Origin of the sequence: Kitasatospora sp. NPDC056184, from assembly GCF_042268405.1 — a bacterium.
Lineage (GTDB): Bacteria > Actinomycetota > Actinomycetes > Streptomycetales > Streptomycetaceae > Kitasatospora.
Genome location: NZ_JBHJUI010000020.1, coordinates 110,383 through 126,255 on the forward strand (window position 1 = coordinate 110,383; position 15,873 = coordinate 126,255).

13 protein-coding genes and 1 tRNA gene are annotated in these 15,873 nt (G+C 72.4%); 5 read left to right on the top strand and 9 right to left on the bottom strand.

Annotation, left to right across the window (positions count from 1 at the left end):
• Positions 1-66: 66 nt before the first annotated feature.
• Positions 67-405 carry a hypothetical protein gene (locus tag ACFC0B_RS30955; protein ID WP_376093209.1) on the bottom strand — a complete coding sequence of 113 codons (339 nt, stop codon included), beginning with the start codon at positions 403-405 and terminating at the stop codon, positions 67-69.
• Positions 406-874: 469 nt separating this feature from the next.
• Positions 875-2,278, bottom strand: a complete 1,404-nt coding sequence (locus tag ACFC0B_RS30960) for a cystathionine beta-synthase (protein WP_376093212.1) — start codon at positions 2,276-2,278, stop codon at positions 875-877.
• A 220-nt stretch (positions 2,279-2,498) separates the two neighbouring features.
• Between ACFC0B_RS30960 and ACFC0B_RS30965 the strand changes: the two genes are divergently transcribed.
• The 3 genes from ACFC0B_RS30965 (at position 2,499) to ACFC0B_RS30975 (ending at position 6,114) form a co-directional block, all read left to right on the top strand.
• On the top strand, positions 2,499-3,584 hold the full coding sequence (locus ACFC0B_RS30965) for an SGNH/GDSL hydrolase family protein (RefSeq protein WP_376093215.1): 1,086 nt from the start codon (positions 2,499-2,501) through the stop codon (positions 3,582-3,584).
• Between the two features lie 62 nt (positions 3,585-3,646).
• Positions 3,647-4,867, top strand: a complete 1,221-nt coding sequence (locus ACFC0B_RS30970) for an acetyl-CoA C-acetyltransferase (protein ID WP_376093218.1) — start codon at positions 3,647-3,649, stop codon at positions 4,865-4,867.
• A gap of 302 nt (positions 4,868-5,169) precedes the next feature.
• Positions 5,170-6,114 (top strand): hypothetical protein, encoded by a 945-nt coding sequence (locus ACFC0B_RS30975; RefSeq protein WP_376093221.1) that lies wholly within the window; start codon positions 5,170-5,172, stop codon positions 6,112-6,114.
• A gap of 83 nt (positions 6,115-6,197) precedes the next feature.
• Here ACFC0B_RS30975 and ACFC0B_RS30980 read toward each other — a convergent pair whose 3' ends face one another.
• The 3 genes from ACFC0B_RS30980 to ACFC0B_RS30990 form a co-directional block, all read right to left on the bottom strand.
• Positions 6,198-6,623: a hypothetical protein gene (locus tag ACFC0B_RS30980; RefSeq protein ID WP_376093224.1), complete on the bottom strand. Its 426-nt coding sequence runs from the start codon at positions 6,621-6,623 to the stop codon at positions 6,198-6,200.
• 92 nt (positions 6,624-6,715) lie between these two features.
• Complete coding sequence (locus ACFC0B_RS30985; protein WP_376093227.1) at positions 6,716-7,624, bottom strand: Bax inhibitor-1/YccA family protein; 909 nt, start codon at positions 7,622-7,624, stop codon at positions 6,716-6,718.
• A gap of 145 nt (positions 7,625-7,769) precedes the next feature.
• Positions 7,770-7,851, bottom strand: a tRNA-Leu gene (locus ACFC0B_RS30990).
• Between the two features lie 412 nt (positions 7,852-8,263).
• Between ACFC0B_RS30990 and ACFC0B_RS30995 the strand changes: the two genes are divergently transcribed.
• Both ACFC0B_RS30995 and ACFC0B_RS31000 read left to right on the top strand, forming a co-directional pair.
• Positions 8,264-9,037: an ABC transporter ATP-binding protein gene (locus tag ACFC0B_RS30995; RefSeq protein WP_376093230.1), complete on the top strand. Its 774-nt coding sequence runs from the start codon at positions 8,264-8,266 to the stop codon at positions 9,035-9,037.
• 54 nt (positions 9,038-9,091) lie between these two features.
• Positions 9,092-11,650, top strand: coding sequence for an ABC transporter permease (locus ACFC0B_RS31000; RefSeq protein ID WP_376093233.1), 2,559 nt, complete (start codon positions 9,092-9,094; stop codon positions 11,648-11,650).
• A gap of 188 nt (positions 11,651-11,838) precedes the next feature.
• On the opposite strand, the gene ACFC0B_RS31005 is transcribed toward ACFC0B_RS31000, so the two are convergent.
• From ACFC0B_RS31005 to ACFC0B_RS31020, 4 genes are all read right to left on the bottom strand, one after another.
• Positions 11,839-13,209, bottom strand: coding sequence for an NAD(P)/FAD-dependent oxidoreductase (locus ACFC0B_RS31005; RefSeq protein WP_376093236.1), 1,371 nt, complete (start codon positions 13,207-13,209; stop codon positions 11,839-11,841).
• A 429-nt stretch (positions 13,210-13,638) separates the two neighbouring features.
• Positions 13,639-14,580, bottom strand: a complete 942-nt coding sequence (locus ACFC0B_RS31010) for an exopolyphosphatase (RefSeq protein ID WP_376093239.1) — start codon at positions 14,578-14,580, stop codon at positions 13,639-13,641.
• Positions 14,577-15,248, bottom strand: a complete 672-nt coding sequence (locus ACFC0B_RS31015; protein ID WP_376093296.1) for a DUF501 domain-containing protein — start codon at positions 15,246-15,248, stop codon at positions 14,577-14,579. The genes ACFC0B_RS31010 and ACFC0B_RS31015 overlap by 4 nt, the downstream gene beginning before the upstream one ends.
• Entirely contained in the window at positions 15,220-15,729 is a 510-nt protein-coding gene (locus ACFC0B_RS31020) for a septum formation initiator family protein (RefSeq protein ID WP_376093242.1), read from the bottom strand. The genes ACFC0B_RS31015 and ACFC0B_RS31020 overlap by 29 nt, the downstream gene beginning before the upstream one ends.
• Between the last annotated feature and the right edge of the window lie 144 nt (positions 15,730-15,873).

Here is a 15,873-nt window from a genome sequence, read left to right on the forward strand (position 1 = left end):
CAAATATGGACAAATGCCCGGCCTGCGGACAGCAGACCGGGCCTTCACGGGCCGTGACGGAAGCGCCTACTCGGCGGACTCCTCCACCACGTACTCGTCCCACTCGTCGCTCTCCGGGTCGAAGTCGGTCTTCGCCGACTCCCAGGTCGCCGAGGCGAGCTCGATCCCCGGGACGTCGCCGAGCAGCGCCACCGGGTCGATGAAGTGGGCGAGCGAGCCGGACGGGTCCACCTCGATGGCCTCGACGGACTGGGCGCGCTCGTCGTCGTCGAGGTAAGCGTCCTCGGCCACCTGCTGGAGGGCCGCCGCCTTGAGGGCGCCCTCGTCGGTGATCTCCGCGATGAGCTCGATGTTGAGCCGGACGTAGCGCGGGCTGTCCTGGCCGGTCGTGTCAGTGCTGGTCATGCCAGTGAGACTACGGGAACGCGCCGGCGGGGGAGCACGGGCACGGAAGGGGCCGGCCCTCCGTGTGGAGGGCCGGCCCCGCCGCCTCCGCCGGACTCCCCCACCCGGGAGCCGCGGAGACGCGCCAAGCGGCGCGGTCGCCCGGGGAGCCGCCTCACCCTGGCCTCCGGCCGGAGCCGGGCAGGGGCGGGACGACGGCGTCTCCACGGGCAGGGACACCACCGGTCGGATCAGGACCGACCGTCGTGCCCGAGACGGTCCGCGCCACCGGGGAGCCGCTCCCGGTCGGTCACCGCCCGTCTCGCTCGGCGTCTTGCCGTGAGCACAACGATGGCGCAGCCGTGTTAAGCCCGTGCTGCACGGAGATGACGCCGGTGTACCAGTTCGCCCGGAAACGGAACCTCCGCCCCGCAGGTCCTCGCCCCGGGAGTCCCCAGCCGCCGGGTCGGGGTCGGCGGCTGACCTGGCCTCAGTGCCCGGCGCGGCTGCCGGTCAGGAAGCCCAGCAGGTCCTGGCGGGTGACGATGCCCTGCGGCTTGCCCTCCACCAGCACCACCGCGGCGTCGGCCTTCTCCAGCACCGTCATCAGGTTGGTGACGGTCTCGCCCGAGCCGACCACCGGCAGCGGCTTGGACATCACCTTGTCCAGGGTGTCGGTCAGCTGGATGTCGCCCGCGAAGACGCCCTCCAGCAGCAGCTTCTCCACCACCGAGCCGATCACCTCGCCGGCCATGATGTCCGGGTGGCCGGCGCCCGGCGAGACCACCGGCATCTGCGAGACGCCGTACTCGCGCAGCACCCGGACCGCCTCGGAGACCGTCTCGTTGGGGTGCATGTGGACGAACTGCGGGATGCCCTCGTGCTCGATGGCGTCCTTGCGGGCCAGCACCTCGCCGATGTGCGCCTCGTCGGTGGCGGACGGCAGGAAGCCGTAGTCGGCCATCCAGTCGTCGTTGAAGATCTTCGACAGGTAGCCGCGGCCGCCGTCCGGCAGCAGCACCACGACGACGTCGTCCGGGCCGAGCCCGCGGGCGACCTCCAGCGCGGCGACGACCGCCATGCCGCAGGAGCCGCCGACCAGCAGGCCCTCCTCCTTGGCCAGGCGGCGGGTCATCTGGAAGGAGTCCTTGTCGGAGACGGCGACGATCCCGTCCGCGACGGTGCGGTCGTAGGCGGTCGGCCAGAAGTCCTCGCCGACGCCCTCGACCAGGTACGGCCGGCCGGTGCCGCCCGAGTAGACCGAGCCCTCCGGGTCGGCGCCGATCACCTGGACCTTGCCGCCGGAGACCTCCTTCAGGTAGTTGCCGGTGCCGGAGATGGTGCCGCCGGTGCCGACGCCCGCCACGAAGTGGGTGATCCGGCCCTCGGTCTGCTCCCACAGCTCCGGACCGGTGGAGTGGAAGTGCGAGGCCGGGTTGTCCGGGTTGGAGTACTGGTCCGGCTTCCAGGCGTTCGGGGTCTCACGGACCAGGCGGTCGGAGACGTTGTAGTACGAGTCCGGGTGCTCGGGGGCGACGGCGGTCGGACAGACGACCACCTCGGCGCCGTAGGCGCGCAGCGTGTTGATCTTGTCGGTGGAGACCTTGTCGGGGCAGACGAAGATGCACTTGTAGCCCTTCTGCTGGGCCACGATCGCCAGGCCGACACCGGTGTTGCCGGAGGTCGGCTCGACGATGGTGCCGCCGGGCTTGAGGGCGCCGGAGGCCTCGGCGGCCTCGATCATGCGCATCGCGATGCGGTCCTTCACCGAACCACCCGGGTTGAAGTACTCGACCTTGGCGAGCACGGTCGCGCTGATTCCCTCGGTGACCTTGTTCAGCTTGACCAGCGGGGTGTTGCCGACCAGGTCGATGATCGAGTCGTGGTACCGCACGGGGGGTCCTCCCGGTCTGTGGGCATGCAGTGGCTGTGGGCATGCACGTGGCGCTTTCGGTACTGCAAAGCCTAGGCCGTACCAGGGGCCCCGTCCGGCCCGTACGCCCCACGAACGGACCACCCCCGTCGTAGGCCGGGCCGATCGCGGGTACTAGGGGTGTACACGCATCGGGAGCGGCCCGTCACCGGGTGGCACGAGGACGCGAAGGGGGCACCGGATGTCAACGGCACAGGGGTCGCGGGCCCGGGTGGCCCGCCGGATCGCCACCGCGGCGGCGTACGGCGGGGGCGGGCTCGGCGTGCTGGGCGTCGGCCTGGTGGGCCTGCTGCTGACCGAGAGCAGGCTGGCCGTCCAGGCCATCGGCATCCTGGAGGGCACTCCGCCGAAGGCCGACGGCGTCTACGGGGAGGCCTTCGCCGACACCTCCGCCGCGCCGCAGCCGCCGCTGGTGATGGCCTTCCTCGGCGACTCCACGGCGGCCGGCCTGGGGGTGCTGCGGTCCCGCGAGACACCGGGCGCGCTGCTCGCCGCCGGGCTCGCCTCGGTCGCCGAGCGACCGGTCCGGCTGGTCAACGTGGCGTTCACCGGCGGCCGCTCCGCCGACCTGGCCGGGCAGCTGGACCAGGCCCTGGCGCACCGCCCCGACGTCGCCGTGATCATGGTCGGGGCCAATGACGTGACCCGGCACAGCCCGGCCGAGCTCGCGGTGCGCCAGCTCGGCGAGACGGTCGCCGCGCTGCGCGCCGCCGGCTGCCAGGTGGTGGTCGGCACCTGCCCGGACCTCGGGACGATCAAGCCGGTCCGCCCGCCGCTGCGCTGGGTGGCCCGTCGGCTGAGCCGCCAGCTGGCGGCCGCGCAGACCATCGCGGTGGTGGAGGCGGGCGGCCGGACGGTCTCGCTCGGCTCGCTGCTCGGCCCCGAGTTCGCGGCCCGTCCGGAGATGTTCGCCGCCGACCGCTACCACCCCTCGGCCCAGGGCTACGCGACGGCCGCGATGGCCGTGCTGCCCTCGGTCTGCGCCACGCTGGACCTCTGGCCGCAGGAGGAACGGCCGGGCGGGACGGTCCCGGGCGGGGCCGTGCTGCCGGTGGCGGTGGCCGCGGCGGCCGCGGCCGGACGGTCCGGCTCCGAGGTGGCGGCGGTCGGCGGCGAGGGCGGCGCGGCCGGGCGCTGGGCGCTGCTGCGCCACCGGCTGCGGGTCGGCCTGCCGGGCTCCGGAGCCCCCGGGGAGCCCTCCGCAGGGGGCTCCCCGGACCCCGGGAACACGTCGGCCAGCTCACACACCGGGGCGGGTGACGACTGACCTACCAGACGGTAACTTTCCTCCCGGACGCCTGTCCGCCGCCACTCAGCGAGGAGCCCGCCATGCCCGAAGCCGTCATCGTCAGCGCCACCCGTTCGCCGATCGGCCGGGCCTTCAAGGGCTCGCTGAAGGACGTCCGCCCGGACGACCTGACCGCGCACGTCATCCGGGCCGCCCTGGCCAAGGTGCCGCAGCTCGACCCGCGCGAGATCGACGACCTGATGCTCGGCTGCGGCCTGCCCGGCGGCGAGCAGGGCCACAACCTGGCCCGCGTCGTGGCCGTGCAGATGGGCATGGACTACCTGCCCGGCGCGACCATCACCCGCTACTGCTCGTCCTCGCTGCAGACCACGCGGATGGCGCTGCACGCGATCAGGGCCGGCGAGGGCGACGTCTTCGTCTCGGCCGGCGTGGAGACCGTCTCGCGCAGCGTCCACGGCACCTCGGACGGCATGCCGGGCACCATGAACCCGCTCTTCGACGAGGCCCGGGCCCGGACGGCGAAGCGGGCGGAGGAAGGCGGCGGGGAGTGGCACGACCCGCGCGAGGACGGGCTGCTGCCGGACGCCTACATCGCGATGGGGCAGACCGCCGAGAACCTGGCCGCCCTCAAGGGCATCACCCGGGCCGAGCAGGACGAGTTCGGCGTGCGCTCGCAGAACCTCGCCGAGGCCGCCATCGAGGCCGGCTTCTGGGAGCGCGAGATCACCCCGGTCACGCTGCCGGACGGCACCGTCGTCAGCAAGGACGACGGCCCGCGCGCGGGCGTCACGCTGGAGGGCGTCTCCGGCCTGAAGCCGGTGTTCCGCCCGGACGGCACGGTGACCGCCGGTAACTGCTGCCCGCTGAACGACGGCGCCGCGGCGCTGGTCATCATGTCCGACACCAAGGCCCGCGAGCTGGGCATCACCCCGCTCGCCCGGGTGGTCTCCACCGGCGTCAGCGCGCTCTCCCCCGAGATCATGGGCTACGGCCCGGTCGAGGCCTCGAAGCAGGCGCTGAAGCGGGCCGGCCTGACCATCGGCGACATCGACCTGGTCGAGATCAACGAGGCCTTCGCCGCCCAGGTGATCCCGTCCTACCGCGACCTCGGCGTCGACCTGGACCGACTGAACGTCAACGGCGGCGCGATCGCCGTCGGCCACCCCTTCGGCATGACCGGTGCCCGGATCACCACCACCCTGATCAACTCCCTGCAGTGGCACGACAAGCAGTTCGGCCTGGAGACCATGTGCGTCGGCGGCGGCCAGGGCATGGCGATGGTCGTCGAGCGGCTCAGCTGACCCCCGACACCCCCTCGCCCGTCAACCCCGAAGGGTCCAGACCACCCGTTTGGAGTGACGCAGCGTAATTGAGGGCCGGATCACACCGAGAGGTCGATCCGGCCCTCTTTTCGCTCTTTTCCGGACCGGAAATCGACGGTGCGGAGCGGATCAACTCCGCAGCGTAGAGCGGTACTCTCTAACAATTTGGGGACAAGAGCGAAAGTCACTGACAAAGTGGACATTCGCCACTGCGGTAACAGGGCCGGATGCGGCAGTGTGGAGGCGTAACCCCGTTCCGCTCCTCGCTAGGAGTACGTTCCGTGAGCGCCGTCTACACCATCCTGCTGCTGATCCTGATCGCCGTGTCGACCGCCGTGCTGCTCCACCTCCGGGGAATCTCCCGCCGGCTGGACGCGCGGGCCGCGGTCGCCCCGGCCGTCGACGAGGCGGCGATACGCCGGGCCGTGGCCGACGCGCTGGCCGCCGACCGCGAGCGGGAGATCACCGAGGCCCGGGCATTCTGGGCCGAGCAGGAGGCCCGCGCGGCCGAGGACGCGCCACTGTTCGACTCCCCCTTCGCCGGGGTCTTCAACACCACCGACGAGTGGCCCCTGTTCTTCCCCCGCCCGACCGGGCCGGGCGAGGCGGCCGACAACGCGGGCACCATGGACCCGGAGTTCGGCGAGGCGCTGCGCTCCGCGCTGGAGGACCTCATCAGCGAGGGCGGCGTCCGCCCGGCCGAGGCCGACACCGAGGGCGGCGCCCCGCTGCGCCCCGGCCACCCGGCCGGCGCCCCGGCCGCCGAGAGCGCCGGGGAGGCCCGGGCCCGCCGCGAGGCCGACCTGCTGGCCACCGGCCTGGAGGCCGGGCTGCTGGACGCCGAGCCGGCCGTCGAGGACGCCCCGGTGGCTGCCCCCGACCCGCGCCGCCACCCGTCGCACCCCGACTTCGTCCCCAGCCAGGCGCCGTCCCGCGAGTGGACCGACACCCGGCTGACCGAGCTCGCCGAGGAGGGCACCGCCCTGGTCGACGTCCGCCCCGGCCCGCTCGGCACCCTGGACGTCTACGCCTTCGCCGACGGCACCACGCTCTGCGTGGCCCCGGGCGACCGCGAGGCCGCGTACCGGCTGATCGACGCCGTCCGGGCCGGCGAGGACGTCCGGCTGCTCGGCGGCTCCCGGTTCTCCGGCTCCTACTCGCTGACCTTCTCCACCGACGAGGACGCCGTCTACGTGCTCGCCGACCGGGTGGTGGCCAGCATCTGAGCCGACGCGCGACACGGCCCGGGGGCCGACCGGATCACGGGGTTACCGATCCGGTCGGCCCCCGCTCCCGTGCTCCCCGGCGGTCAGACGATCGCGGCGGTCTCCGCGAGCCGGCGCAGGGCGTCCGCCCGCACCGCCTCCGCCGTCGCCGCTCCGTCCGGCAGCGGCACCACGGCGTCCCCGGGCAGGGCGGCCAGCGCCGCCGCCAGGTCGTGCCCGACCACCGCGAGCTGGTCGCCGACGGCGAAGGCCCCGGCGTCCGGCAGCTCGCGCGGCCGGACGCCCTCCGCGCCGCCGATCGCGCCGCCGCTCGCCCCGCCGTCCGCCCGCGCCGCCTCGGCCGCCTGCGCCGCGGCCGCCAGCCGGCGGGCCAGCGCCAGCCCGGCCGCCGCCCGGGAGGGGTGCCCGGGGACGGCGCCCAGCAGCCGGCTCTGCGGCATCGCGCGGAACCGGTCCGCCAGCGCGTCGACGGCTTCGGCCAGGGTCTTCTCATCGGACGTCTCGGACATGCCGCGAGCATACGGCGCACCGGCGCGGAAAGCCGCCGGGCCCCGGAGCGGGTGGCTCCGGGGCCCGGCGGCAGTGGTGGTGCGACGGAGGATCAGTCGTCGCCGCGCAGGATCGCGATCAGCCGCAGCATCTCGACGTAGATCCAGACCAGCGACAGGGTGAGCCCGAAGGCGGCCCGCCAGGCCTCCTTCTGCGGGGCGCCGTGCGCGATCGCCTCCTCGACGGCCGCGAAGTCCAGCGAGAGGAAGAACGCGCCGAGGCCGATGCCGACCAGGCCGACCACGATGCCGAGCGGACCGGAACGCAGCCCCATGTCGGCGCCGAAGAGCGAGGCCACCATGTTGATCAGCAGCAGCAGCACGAAGCCCATGGCGATCGCGATGCCGATCCGGGTGTACCGCGGGGTGACCCGGATCCGGCCGGTCTTGTAGGCGATCAGCATCGCCGCGAAGACCGCCGCGGTACCCAGCACCGCCTGGATCGCGATGCCCGGCCAGATGGTGTTGAACACCTTGGTGATCGCGCCGAGCGCGAAGCCCTGCAGGCCCGCGTAGACCAGGATCAGCGGCGGGCTGACGCTCCGCTTGAAGGAGATCACCATGCCGACCACGAAGGCGATCAGCGAGGCGCCGCCGGCCAGGCCGAAGTTGCGCTCCGGCAGGGCGAACCAGGCCAGGCCGCCGGCCGCGACCAGGGTCAGCAGCGTCATCGCGGTGCGCGCGACCACGTCGTCGAGCGTCATCCGGCCCGTCGCCAGCGGACCGGCGGACGGGGCGGCGTACATCTCGGCGAGCTGCTCGTCGGTCAGCGGGGCCTGGCCCTGCGACTGCTGGGCGTAGGGGCTGTTCGCGTACGGGTTGTTGCCGTACGGGTTGTTGCCGTACGGATTGGTGGCGGTCGGGCCCCCGGCCGGCGGGGTCTGGGTGGTCCCGAAACCCGCGTAGCCGGACTCGCGGGTGAAGGACCCCTCCCGCGAGAAGACCGGGTTGCTGCTTCTCATTGCTCATTCCCTCCGTGGCGGCACTGCACCGCCCGAACCACAAGGGTAATGGCTTGGCAAAGGAATCGGCATCCGCCGCGAGAAGGATTCGCATCACCGATGCCCGACGGGGACGCCGGTCGGCGTCCCCGCGAGCAAGCACGTGTGCCCAGAGCCGGACTCGAACCGGCACGGCCTTTCGGCCAAGCAGTTTTAAGCTGCCCGTGTCTGCGTTCCACCATCTGGGCGTCCTGCGGACCCGGCCCCGCCGACGGAGCGGAGAGCATCGCTCCGCCGCCCGTGCGGACCACCCCTGAGCCTAGTCTCCCGGCCTCCCCTTTCGCATGTTCCGAGGCGGGGAAGTTGTCATGTTTCCTTGCCATCTGACGAACAGTTCGTGATTTGGCCACCGGACCCGCCCGATCCGGCCACCGTTTCCCGTTCAGGGTCGGTGTCATACCGCAGGAGGAGGGCGCCACCTGGGCGTACGCCCAGCGGTGGTCAGGCCAACCGTCCGGCGGAGCGACGAGAAACCATGATCACCCGGCGGAGCATGGAGGTACGGCCGGACACCCCTGGAAGGGCCCGGCCGGCCCACCACTCTTTTCCCGCGCCGCACCACCGCGCGGCCCTCTCTGCCGAGACCCGAGGAGCACCCCCGTGAGCACGTCGACCGCAACCGCCGTCCGTACCGGCCGGGCGGCGGCCCGCGCCACCGGCCTGAACAAGGTCTACGGGGAGGGCGAGACCCGCGTCGTCGCCCTCGACAACGTCAGCGTCACCTTCCCGCAGGGCGAGTTCACCGCCATCATGGGCCCCTCCGGCTCCGGCAAGTCCACCCTCATGCACTGCATGGCCGGCCTGGACACCGTCACCTCCGGCTCCTCCACCATCGGCGAGACCGAGCTCGTCGGCCTCAAGGACAAGCAGCTCACCCAGCTGCGCCGCGACCACATCGGCTTCATCTTCCAGGCCTTCAACCTGCTGCCCACGCTCACGGCCCTGGAGAACATCACCCTCCCGATGGACATCGCCGGCCGCAAGGCCGACAAGCAGTGGCTCGACAAGGTGGTCGAGACCGTCGGCCTCTCCGGCCGGCTCTCCCACCGCCCCAGCCAGCTCTCCGGCGGCCAGCAGCAGCGCGTCGCCTGCGCCCGCGCCCTCGCGAGCAAGCCCGACATCGTCTTCGCCGACGAACCGACCGGAAATCTGGACTCCCGCTCCGGAGCCGAGATCCTCTCCTTCCTGCGCAACTCCGTGCGCGAACTCGGCCAGACCGTCGTCATGGTCACCCACGACCCCGTCGCCGCCTCCTACGCCGACCGCGTCGTCTTCCTCGCCGACGGCCGCATCGTCGACGAACTGGCCCAGCCGACCGCCGACGCCGTCCTGGACCGCATGCGCCGCTTCGACGCCAAGGGCCGCACCAGCTGACGCCCCGCGCCGGCCGACCGCTCCTTCGCAGACCCCAGGACCCCAGGACACCCCATGTATCGCACCGCACTGCGCAATGTGCTGGCCCACAAGGGCCGACTGCTGATGACGGCGCTCGCCGTCATGCTCGGCACCGCCTTCGTGGCCGGCACCATGGTCTTCTCCGACACCTTCGGCAAGGCCATGCGGGAGAACAACTCCAAGAGCTACTCCGACGTGTCGGTGCAGGTCGTCGACACCGCCGCCGGCGCCACCGCGACCGCCAAGGAGAAGAGCGAGAAGAGCCCGGTCACCCTGACCGACGCCACCGTGCAGCAGCTCGCCGCGCTGCCCGGCACCGCGAGCGCCCGCGGCGTGGTCAGCGGCTTCACCGGTGTCGCCGACAAGAGCGGCACCCTGATCGGCCAGCCCTGGACCGCCAGGGGCGCCAACTTCGCGCCCGGTCCGGACGGCAAGGACGCCCGCTACCCGATGGCCGAGGGCCAGGGCCCGAAGAACGGCAAGGAGATCGCCCTCGACCGGAAGACCGCCGACAAGGGCGGCTACAAGGTCGGCGACACCGTCCGGGTCGGCTCCAACGGCCCGGTCCTGGAGGCGAAGCTCACCGGCATCTTCACCACCGACGACCCGGTGGCGAACAGCGGCGGCACGCTCACCCTGTTCGACCGTACGACCGCGCAGCAGCTCCTGCTGGAGCCCGGCCGCTACAGCAGCATCGTGCTCGCCGCCAAGTCCGGCACCAGCGAGACGGCCCTGCTCGGCGAGGTGAACCAGAAGCTCAGGCCCGAGCAGCAGATCGAGGTCCGCACCGGCGCCGACCTGAAGGCGGAGGACGAGCGGCTGGTCACCAGGAGCAGCGAGAGCCTGCGCACCATGCTGCTCGCGTTCGCCGCGATCTCGCTCTTCGTCGGCATCTTCATCATCGCCAACACCTTCACCATGCTGATCGCCCAGCGCACCAAGGAGCTGGCCCTGCTGCGCGCCGTCGGCGCGAGCCGCAAGCAGGTCACCGCCTCGGTGCTGGTCGAGGCGCTCGCCATCGGCACCGTCTCCGCCGCGGCCGGCCTGGTCGCCGGTGTCGGCATCGGCGCCGGGCTGCAGTCCGTGGTCGCCTCGCTGGACGACGGCATGCCGACGGCCTCGCTCGTGATCAAGCCGCTGACCGTGGTGGCCACCCTGGTCGTCGGTGTCCTGGTGACGGTGCTCTCCGCCCTGCTGCCGGCCGTCCGCGCCGCGCGGATCGCCCCGGTCGCCGCGATGAGCAGCGGCGACCAGCCCACCAGCCAGAAGTCCCTGATGATCCGGAACGTGATCGGTTCGCTGCTGGCCGCCGCCGGCATCGCCCTGGTCGCCTTCGGCGCCTCGAAGGGCAACTCCGACGGCCGGATGCCGGTCGCGTTCGGCGCGCTGCTGGCGGTCCTGGGCGTCTTCGTCCTGCTGCCGCTGCTGTCGCGCCCGGTGATCGCCCTGGTCGGCCCGGCCATCGGCAAGCTGTTCGGCATGCCCGGCAAGCTGGCCCGGCAGAACGCCGTGCGCAACCCGCGCCGCACCGCCGCCACCGCCGCCGCGCTCACCATCGGCCTGACCCTGGTCAGCGGTCTGACGGTGATCGGCGCCTCGGTCGCCGACACCATCGACCGGGCCGTCACCAGCTCGATGAAGGCCGACTACCTGGTCGCCGCGGCCAACGGGATGAGCCTGTCCGACAAGGTCCCGGCCGAGATCGCCAAGGCCCCCGGGGTCGCCGCCTCCTCACCGCTGACCAGCGTCTTCTGGGAGCTCAACGGCACCGGCCGGGAGATCACCGGCGTGAACGCGGACAGCCTCTCCAAGCTGCTCTCGGTGACGATGAAGACCGGCTCGCCGGCCGCCGCCGGCCAGGGGCAGCTGCTGATCGACGACGAGCTCGCGAAGAAGCTGGGCGTCACCACCGGCTCGAACGTCGACGTCACCTTCGGCGACGAGACCAAGGGCTCCCTGACCGTCGGCGGCGTCTACGAGAAGAGCGGCCTGCTCGGCGGGGCCCTGCTGGCCAACAGCGAGGTCCTCAAGCACGAGCCGCAGCCGTACCTGAAGAACGTCCTGATCAAGGGCACCGACGGGGAGACCGACACGCTCAAGAAGGCGCTGAAGGACGCCACCGGCGCCAACCCGGTGATCGAGGTCAAGTCGCGCCAGGACGTCCGGAACGACTTCAGCCAGACCATCACCTTCGCGCTGAACCTGATGTACGGCCTGCTGGCGATGTCCGTGATCGTCGCGATCCTCGGCGTCATCAACACCCTGGCGATGTCGGTCTTCGAGCGCAAGCGCGAGATCGGCATGCTGCGGGCGATCGGCCTGGACCGCTCCGGCATCAAGCGGATGGTCCGTCTGGAGTCCGTGGTGATCTCGGTGTTCGGCGCCGGGATCGGGATCCTGCTCGGGTCCTTCATGGCCTGGGCGATCAACGGCACCCTGAAGTCCAGCCTGCAGGGCCTGACCACGGTGGTCCCCTTCGGCCAGCTGCTGCTCTTCCTGGCCCTGGCCGGCCTGGTCGGCCTGGTGGCCGCCTTCTGGCCCGCCCGCCGGGCCTCCAAGCTGGACATCCTGGCCAGCATCAAGACCGACTGACCGTCGGCGGACGGACACGCGAGAAGGCCCCTGCCGGAGGGTTTCGGCAGGGGCCTTCTTCGCACTTCTGTACTCCGCCCGACTCGCACAGCCGGCTGAGCACCACGGAGGTCGTGGTCCGGCAGCACTGCCGGGCGGAGGGCCTCCGACTCATACCCCGGTGCTCCCACACCGGGGTCCGCAGTCGCTTACTTGCTGGCGAGCTCCTTGTCGGCGGCCGGCTTGGCGGCCTCGACGGCGGGCTTGGTGGGGGCCGTGACCTCCTGGATCGGCTGGTACGGGTTCTCCATCTGCGACAGGCCGACCATCTCGCGCTTCAGGAAGACGGCGAGGGTCCAGTCGGTGAAGACGCGGACCTTCCGGTTGACGGTGGGGACCATGGCGCCGTGGTACAGGCGGTGGAACCACCAGGCCGGACGGCCCTTCAGCTTGTACTTGCCGAAGAGGATCGCGACACCCTTGTGCAGGCCGAGGCCGGCCACCGCACCCAGGTTCTTGTGCTTGTACTCCTGCTGCGGGAAGCCGCGCATGCCGGAGATCACGTTGTCGCCGAGGACGGCGGCCTGGCGCACGGCGTGCTGCGCGTTCGGCGGGCACCAGGCGCCCTCGCCGGCGGCGAGGTCCGGCACCTGGGCGTTGTCGCCGGCGGCCCAGACGTAGTCGAAGCCCTGGACCTGGAGGGTCGGCGCGGTGTCGACGTGGCCGCGCGGGCCCAGCGGCAGGCCGAACCGGGACAGCACCGGGTTCGGCTTCACGCCGGCCGTCCACACGATGGTGGAGGCGTCCATCTCCAGGCCGTTCTTCAGCACGACGTGGCCGTCGACGCAGGAGTCCATCGAGGTCTCGATGTAGACCTCGATGTTGCGCTCTTCGAGCTTCTCCTTGGTCCACAGACCGAGGTCCGGGCCCATCTCCGGGAGGATCCGGTTGGCGGCCTCGACGACGACGAAGCGCATGTCGTCGCGGCTGACCGTCTTGTAGATCTTGGAGGCGTCGCGCGCCATGTCCTCGATCTCGGCGATCGTCTCGACGCCGGCGAAGCCGCCGCCGATGATGACGAAGGTCAGCGCCTTGCGGCGGATCGCCTCGTCCGTGGTGGACTCGGCCTTGTCCAGCTGCGCCATGACGTGGTTGCGGAGGGCGATGGCCTCCTCCACGGTCTTCATGCCGATGCCGTGCTCGGCCAGACCCGGGATCGGGAAGGTCCGGGAGACCGAACCGGTCGCGACGACCAGGTAGTCGAAGGGCAGCTCGTACGAGTCGCCCGCCGACGGCTGGATGGTCGCGACCTTGCGCTCGTGGTCCACACCGGTGACCGCACCGGTGAGCACCTCCGCGTTCTTCAGCGCGGTGCGCAGGGGCGCGACGAGGTTGCGGGGCGCGACGTTGCCGCCGGCCGCCTCGGGGAGGAAGGGCAGGTACGTCATGTACGACCGCGGGTCCACGACCGTGACGGTCGCTTCGCCGTAGCGCATCTTCTTGAGGATGCGCATCGCGGCATACAGGCCGACGTAACCACCGCCGACAATGAGGATGCGAGGACGCTCCGTGGTGCTCATATCCGAAAGTATCCAGCACCGGTCGGAGCAGCCTTCGTGAGCCCGCTCACAAGCTTATGGGACCCTTCTGCTACACTGCGCGCCCCCGTTTCGACCCCCCGCCCCACCCCTCACGGCCCACCCGGCCCCCCGGTGGGCGTGCCCGCGGGGACGGCGCCGCTGAGCAGCAACGATCCATGACCCGGCCCGGTTCCCGCACGGGATTTCGATTTTCAAACCTCCGGCGGCCCGGAACCTGCGATCCAACGGCCATCACGCCCAGCGAGCCTTCGGTCCCACATATCGGACGGAGCGGGCCCCCCGGCCCCGCGAAAGGCTGGATCCTCATGTGAAGAAATTCACGAACATTCCCGCAGCGCCCCCGGCGCGCCCCGGCCCCGGAGCCCCGGGGGGGGCGTCCGGGGCCGGTCCGGTAAGTCCCGCGCCAGGTCAGCGGGCGATACTCCAGGCGATGCCGTCCAGGATGTCGTGCTCGCTGACGACCACCTCGGCGGCGCCCGTCCGCGCCATGATCTCCAGCAGCTCCAGCGCGCCGGCCGCGATCACGTCCACCCGGCCCGGGTGCATCGACGGGATCGCCGCCCGCTCCGCGTGGGTGGCGTGCAGCAGCCGGTCGGCGATCTCGGCGACCCGCTCGCGGGAGATCCGCGAGTGGTGGATCGCCGCCGAGTCGTACCGGGGCAGGTCCTGGGCGATCGCCGAGATCGTGGTGACCGTGCCGGCCAGGCCGACCAGGGTGGCCGCGCCGGTCAGCGGGACGGCCTCCTCGGCCCGGTCCAGCTCCGCCCGCACGTGCGCCCGGGCCTCCGCGATCTGCTCGTCCGAGGGCAGTTCGGCGCCGCCGAAGTGCCGCTCGGTCAGCCGGACGCAGCCGATGTCCACCGAGCGCGCCGCCCGCACGTCCTCGGCACCGAGCACGAACTCGGTCGAACCGCCGCCCAGGTCGAAGACCAGGTACGGGGCCGGGAACTGACCGCCGGTGAGCTCCTTGGTGGCGCCGGTGAAGGACAGGTGCGCCTCCTCCTCGCCGCTGACCACCTCGGGCTCGACGCCCAGGGCCGCCCGCACGCCGTCGACGTACTCGGCGCTGTTCTCGGCGTCCCGGGAGGCGCTGGTGGCGACGAAGCGGATCCGCTCCGGCCCCACCCCGAAGCCGGCGATCACCTCGGCGTACTCCCGGCAGGCGGCGAAGGTGCGCGCCAGCGCGTCCGGGTGCAGCCGGCCGGTGCGGTCCACGCCCTGGCCGAGCCGGTTGATGATCATCCGCCGGTCGAGGTCGGTGATCGCGCCGGTCTCCGGGTCGAGGTCGGCGACCAGCAGCCGGATCGAGTTGGTCCCGCAGTCGATCGCGGCCACCCGGGTGGTGCTCATGCGCCGTCCTCCCCCGCCTCGTCCGCCTCCTGCGCGGCCCGCTTGGCGGCGCGGTCGGCGGTCTTCTGCTCCTTGGCCGCGATCACGGCCTCGTGGTCCTGCTCCTTGGCCCGGTTGCGGGCCACCCGCTCGCCGGCGGCCGCGACCTCCTCGGCGGAGACGCACGGGCCCTTGGCCCACCAGTCCTCCAGCATGCCGAGCGCCTCGTCGCCGAGCGGGTTGACGCCCTCGCCGGCCGCCAGCGAGTGGCCGACCAGCACGTGCAGGCACTTGACCCGGTCCGGCATGCCGCCGGCGCTCGGGAAGCCCTCCAGCACCTCGATGGCGTCGCGGCGGGCGATGTAGTCCTCGTGCGCCTTCTGGTACGCCGCGGCCAGCTCGGGGTCCTCGGCGAGCCGGGCGCTCTGGTCCTTCATCACGCCGTCCGCCTCCAGGGTGCCGATCAGCGAGGCGGCCTTGGGGCAGGTCAGGTAGTAGAGCGTCGGGAACGGCGTGCCGTCCGGCAGCCGGGGGGCCGTCTCCACGACGTCCGGGTTGCCGCACGGGCAGCGGTGGGCCACACCGCGCAGGCCGCGCGGGACCCGGCCGAGCTGTGCGGCGATCGCCGCGACGTCCTCGTCGGAGACGGTGGGGTGGTTCTCAGTGGTCATGGGAGGAGCTGTCTCCAGCGGGGGCGGGGGCGGGTGGTGAGGGAGGGGCGGGCTGCCCCGGGGCGGCGGGGGCCGGGGGCGCGGCGGCCACCGGCGCGGCGGCGGCGTCGACGGAGTCCCAGACGCTGGCGTACCAGGGCCGGGCCGGCTCGGCCGGACCGGCCGCCGGGCCCGCCGCGGGCGGCGGAGCGCCCAGCGCGGACTTCGCCGCGTCCTGGCCCGCCGGGTCCACCGCGATGTACGGGGTCTCCCCCGGCATCGCGTAGTGCAGCCGGGTGCGGGCCTGGGCCTTGACGTACTCCGGGTCCTGCCAGCGGGCCTTCTCCCGGCGCAGCTGCTCGACCTGCTGCCGGGCGTGCTCGGCCCGGGCGCGCTGGGCCGAGATCTCCGAGCGCTGCGAGATGAACTGCCGCGTCGGATAGGCCAGGATCGCCACCAGGGAGCAGAGCACCAGCACGAGGACGGTCGCCCGGCTCGTGAACCGAGGCCGGGCCGCCAAGCCCGGGATCCTCCAGCCTGCCATCTCCGGTGTCCCCTCCTGGTCGCGACGGTGCCCCGCCGTCCACCCTACGGGGTGAACGGCGGGGCACCGGTCAGGCGTGCGCTACCGGGCGTCCGGGCGATACCGGCCGGGCGCCGCCGG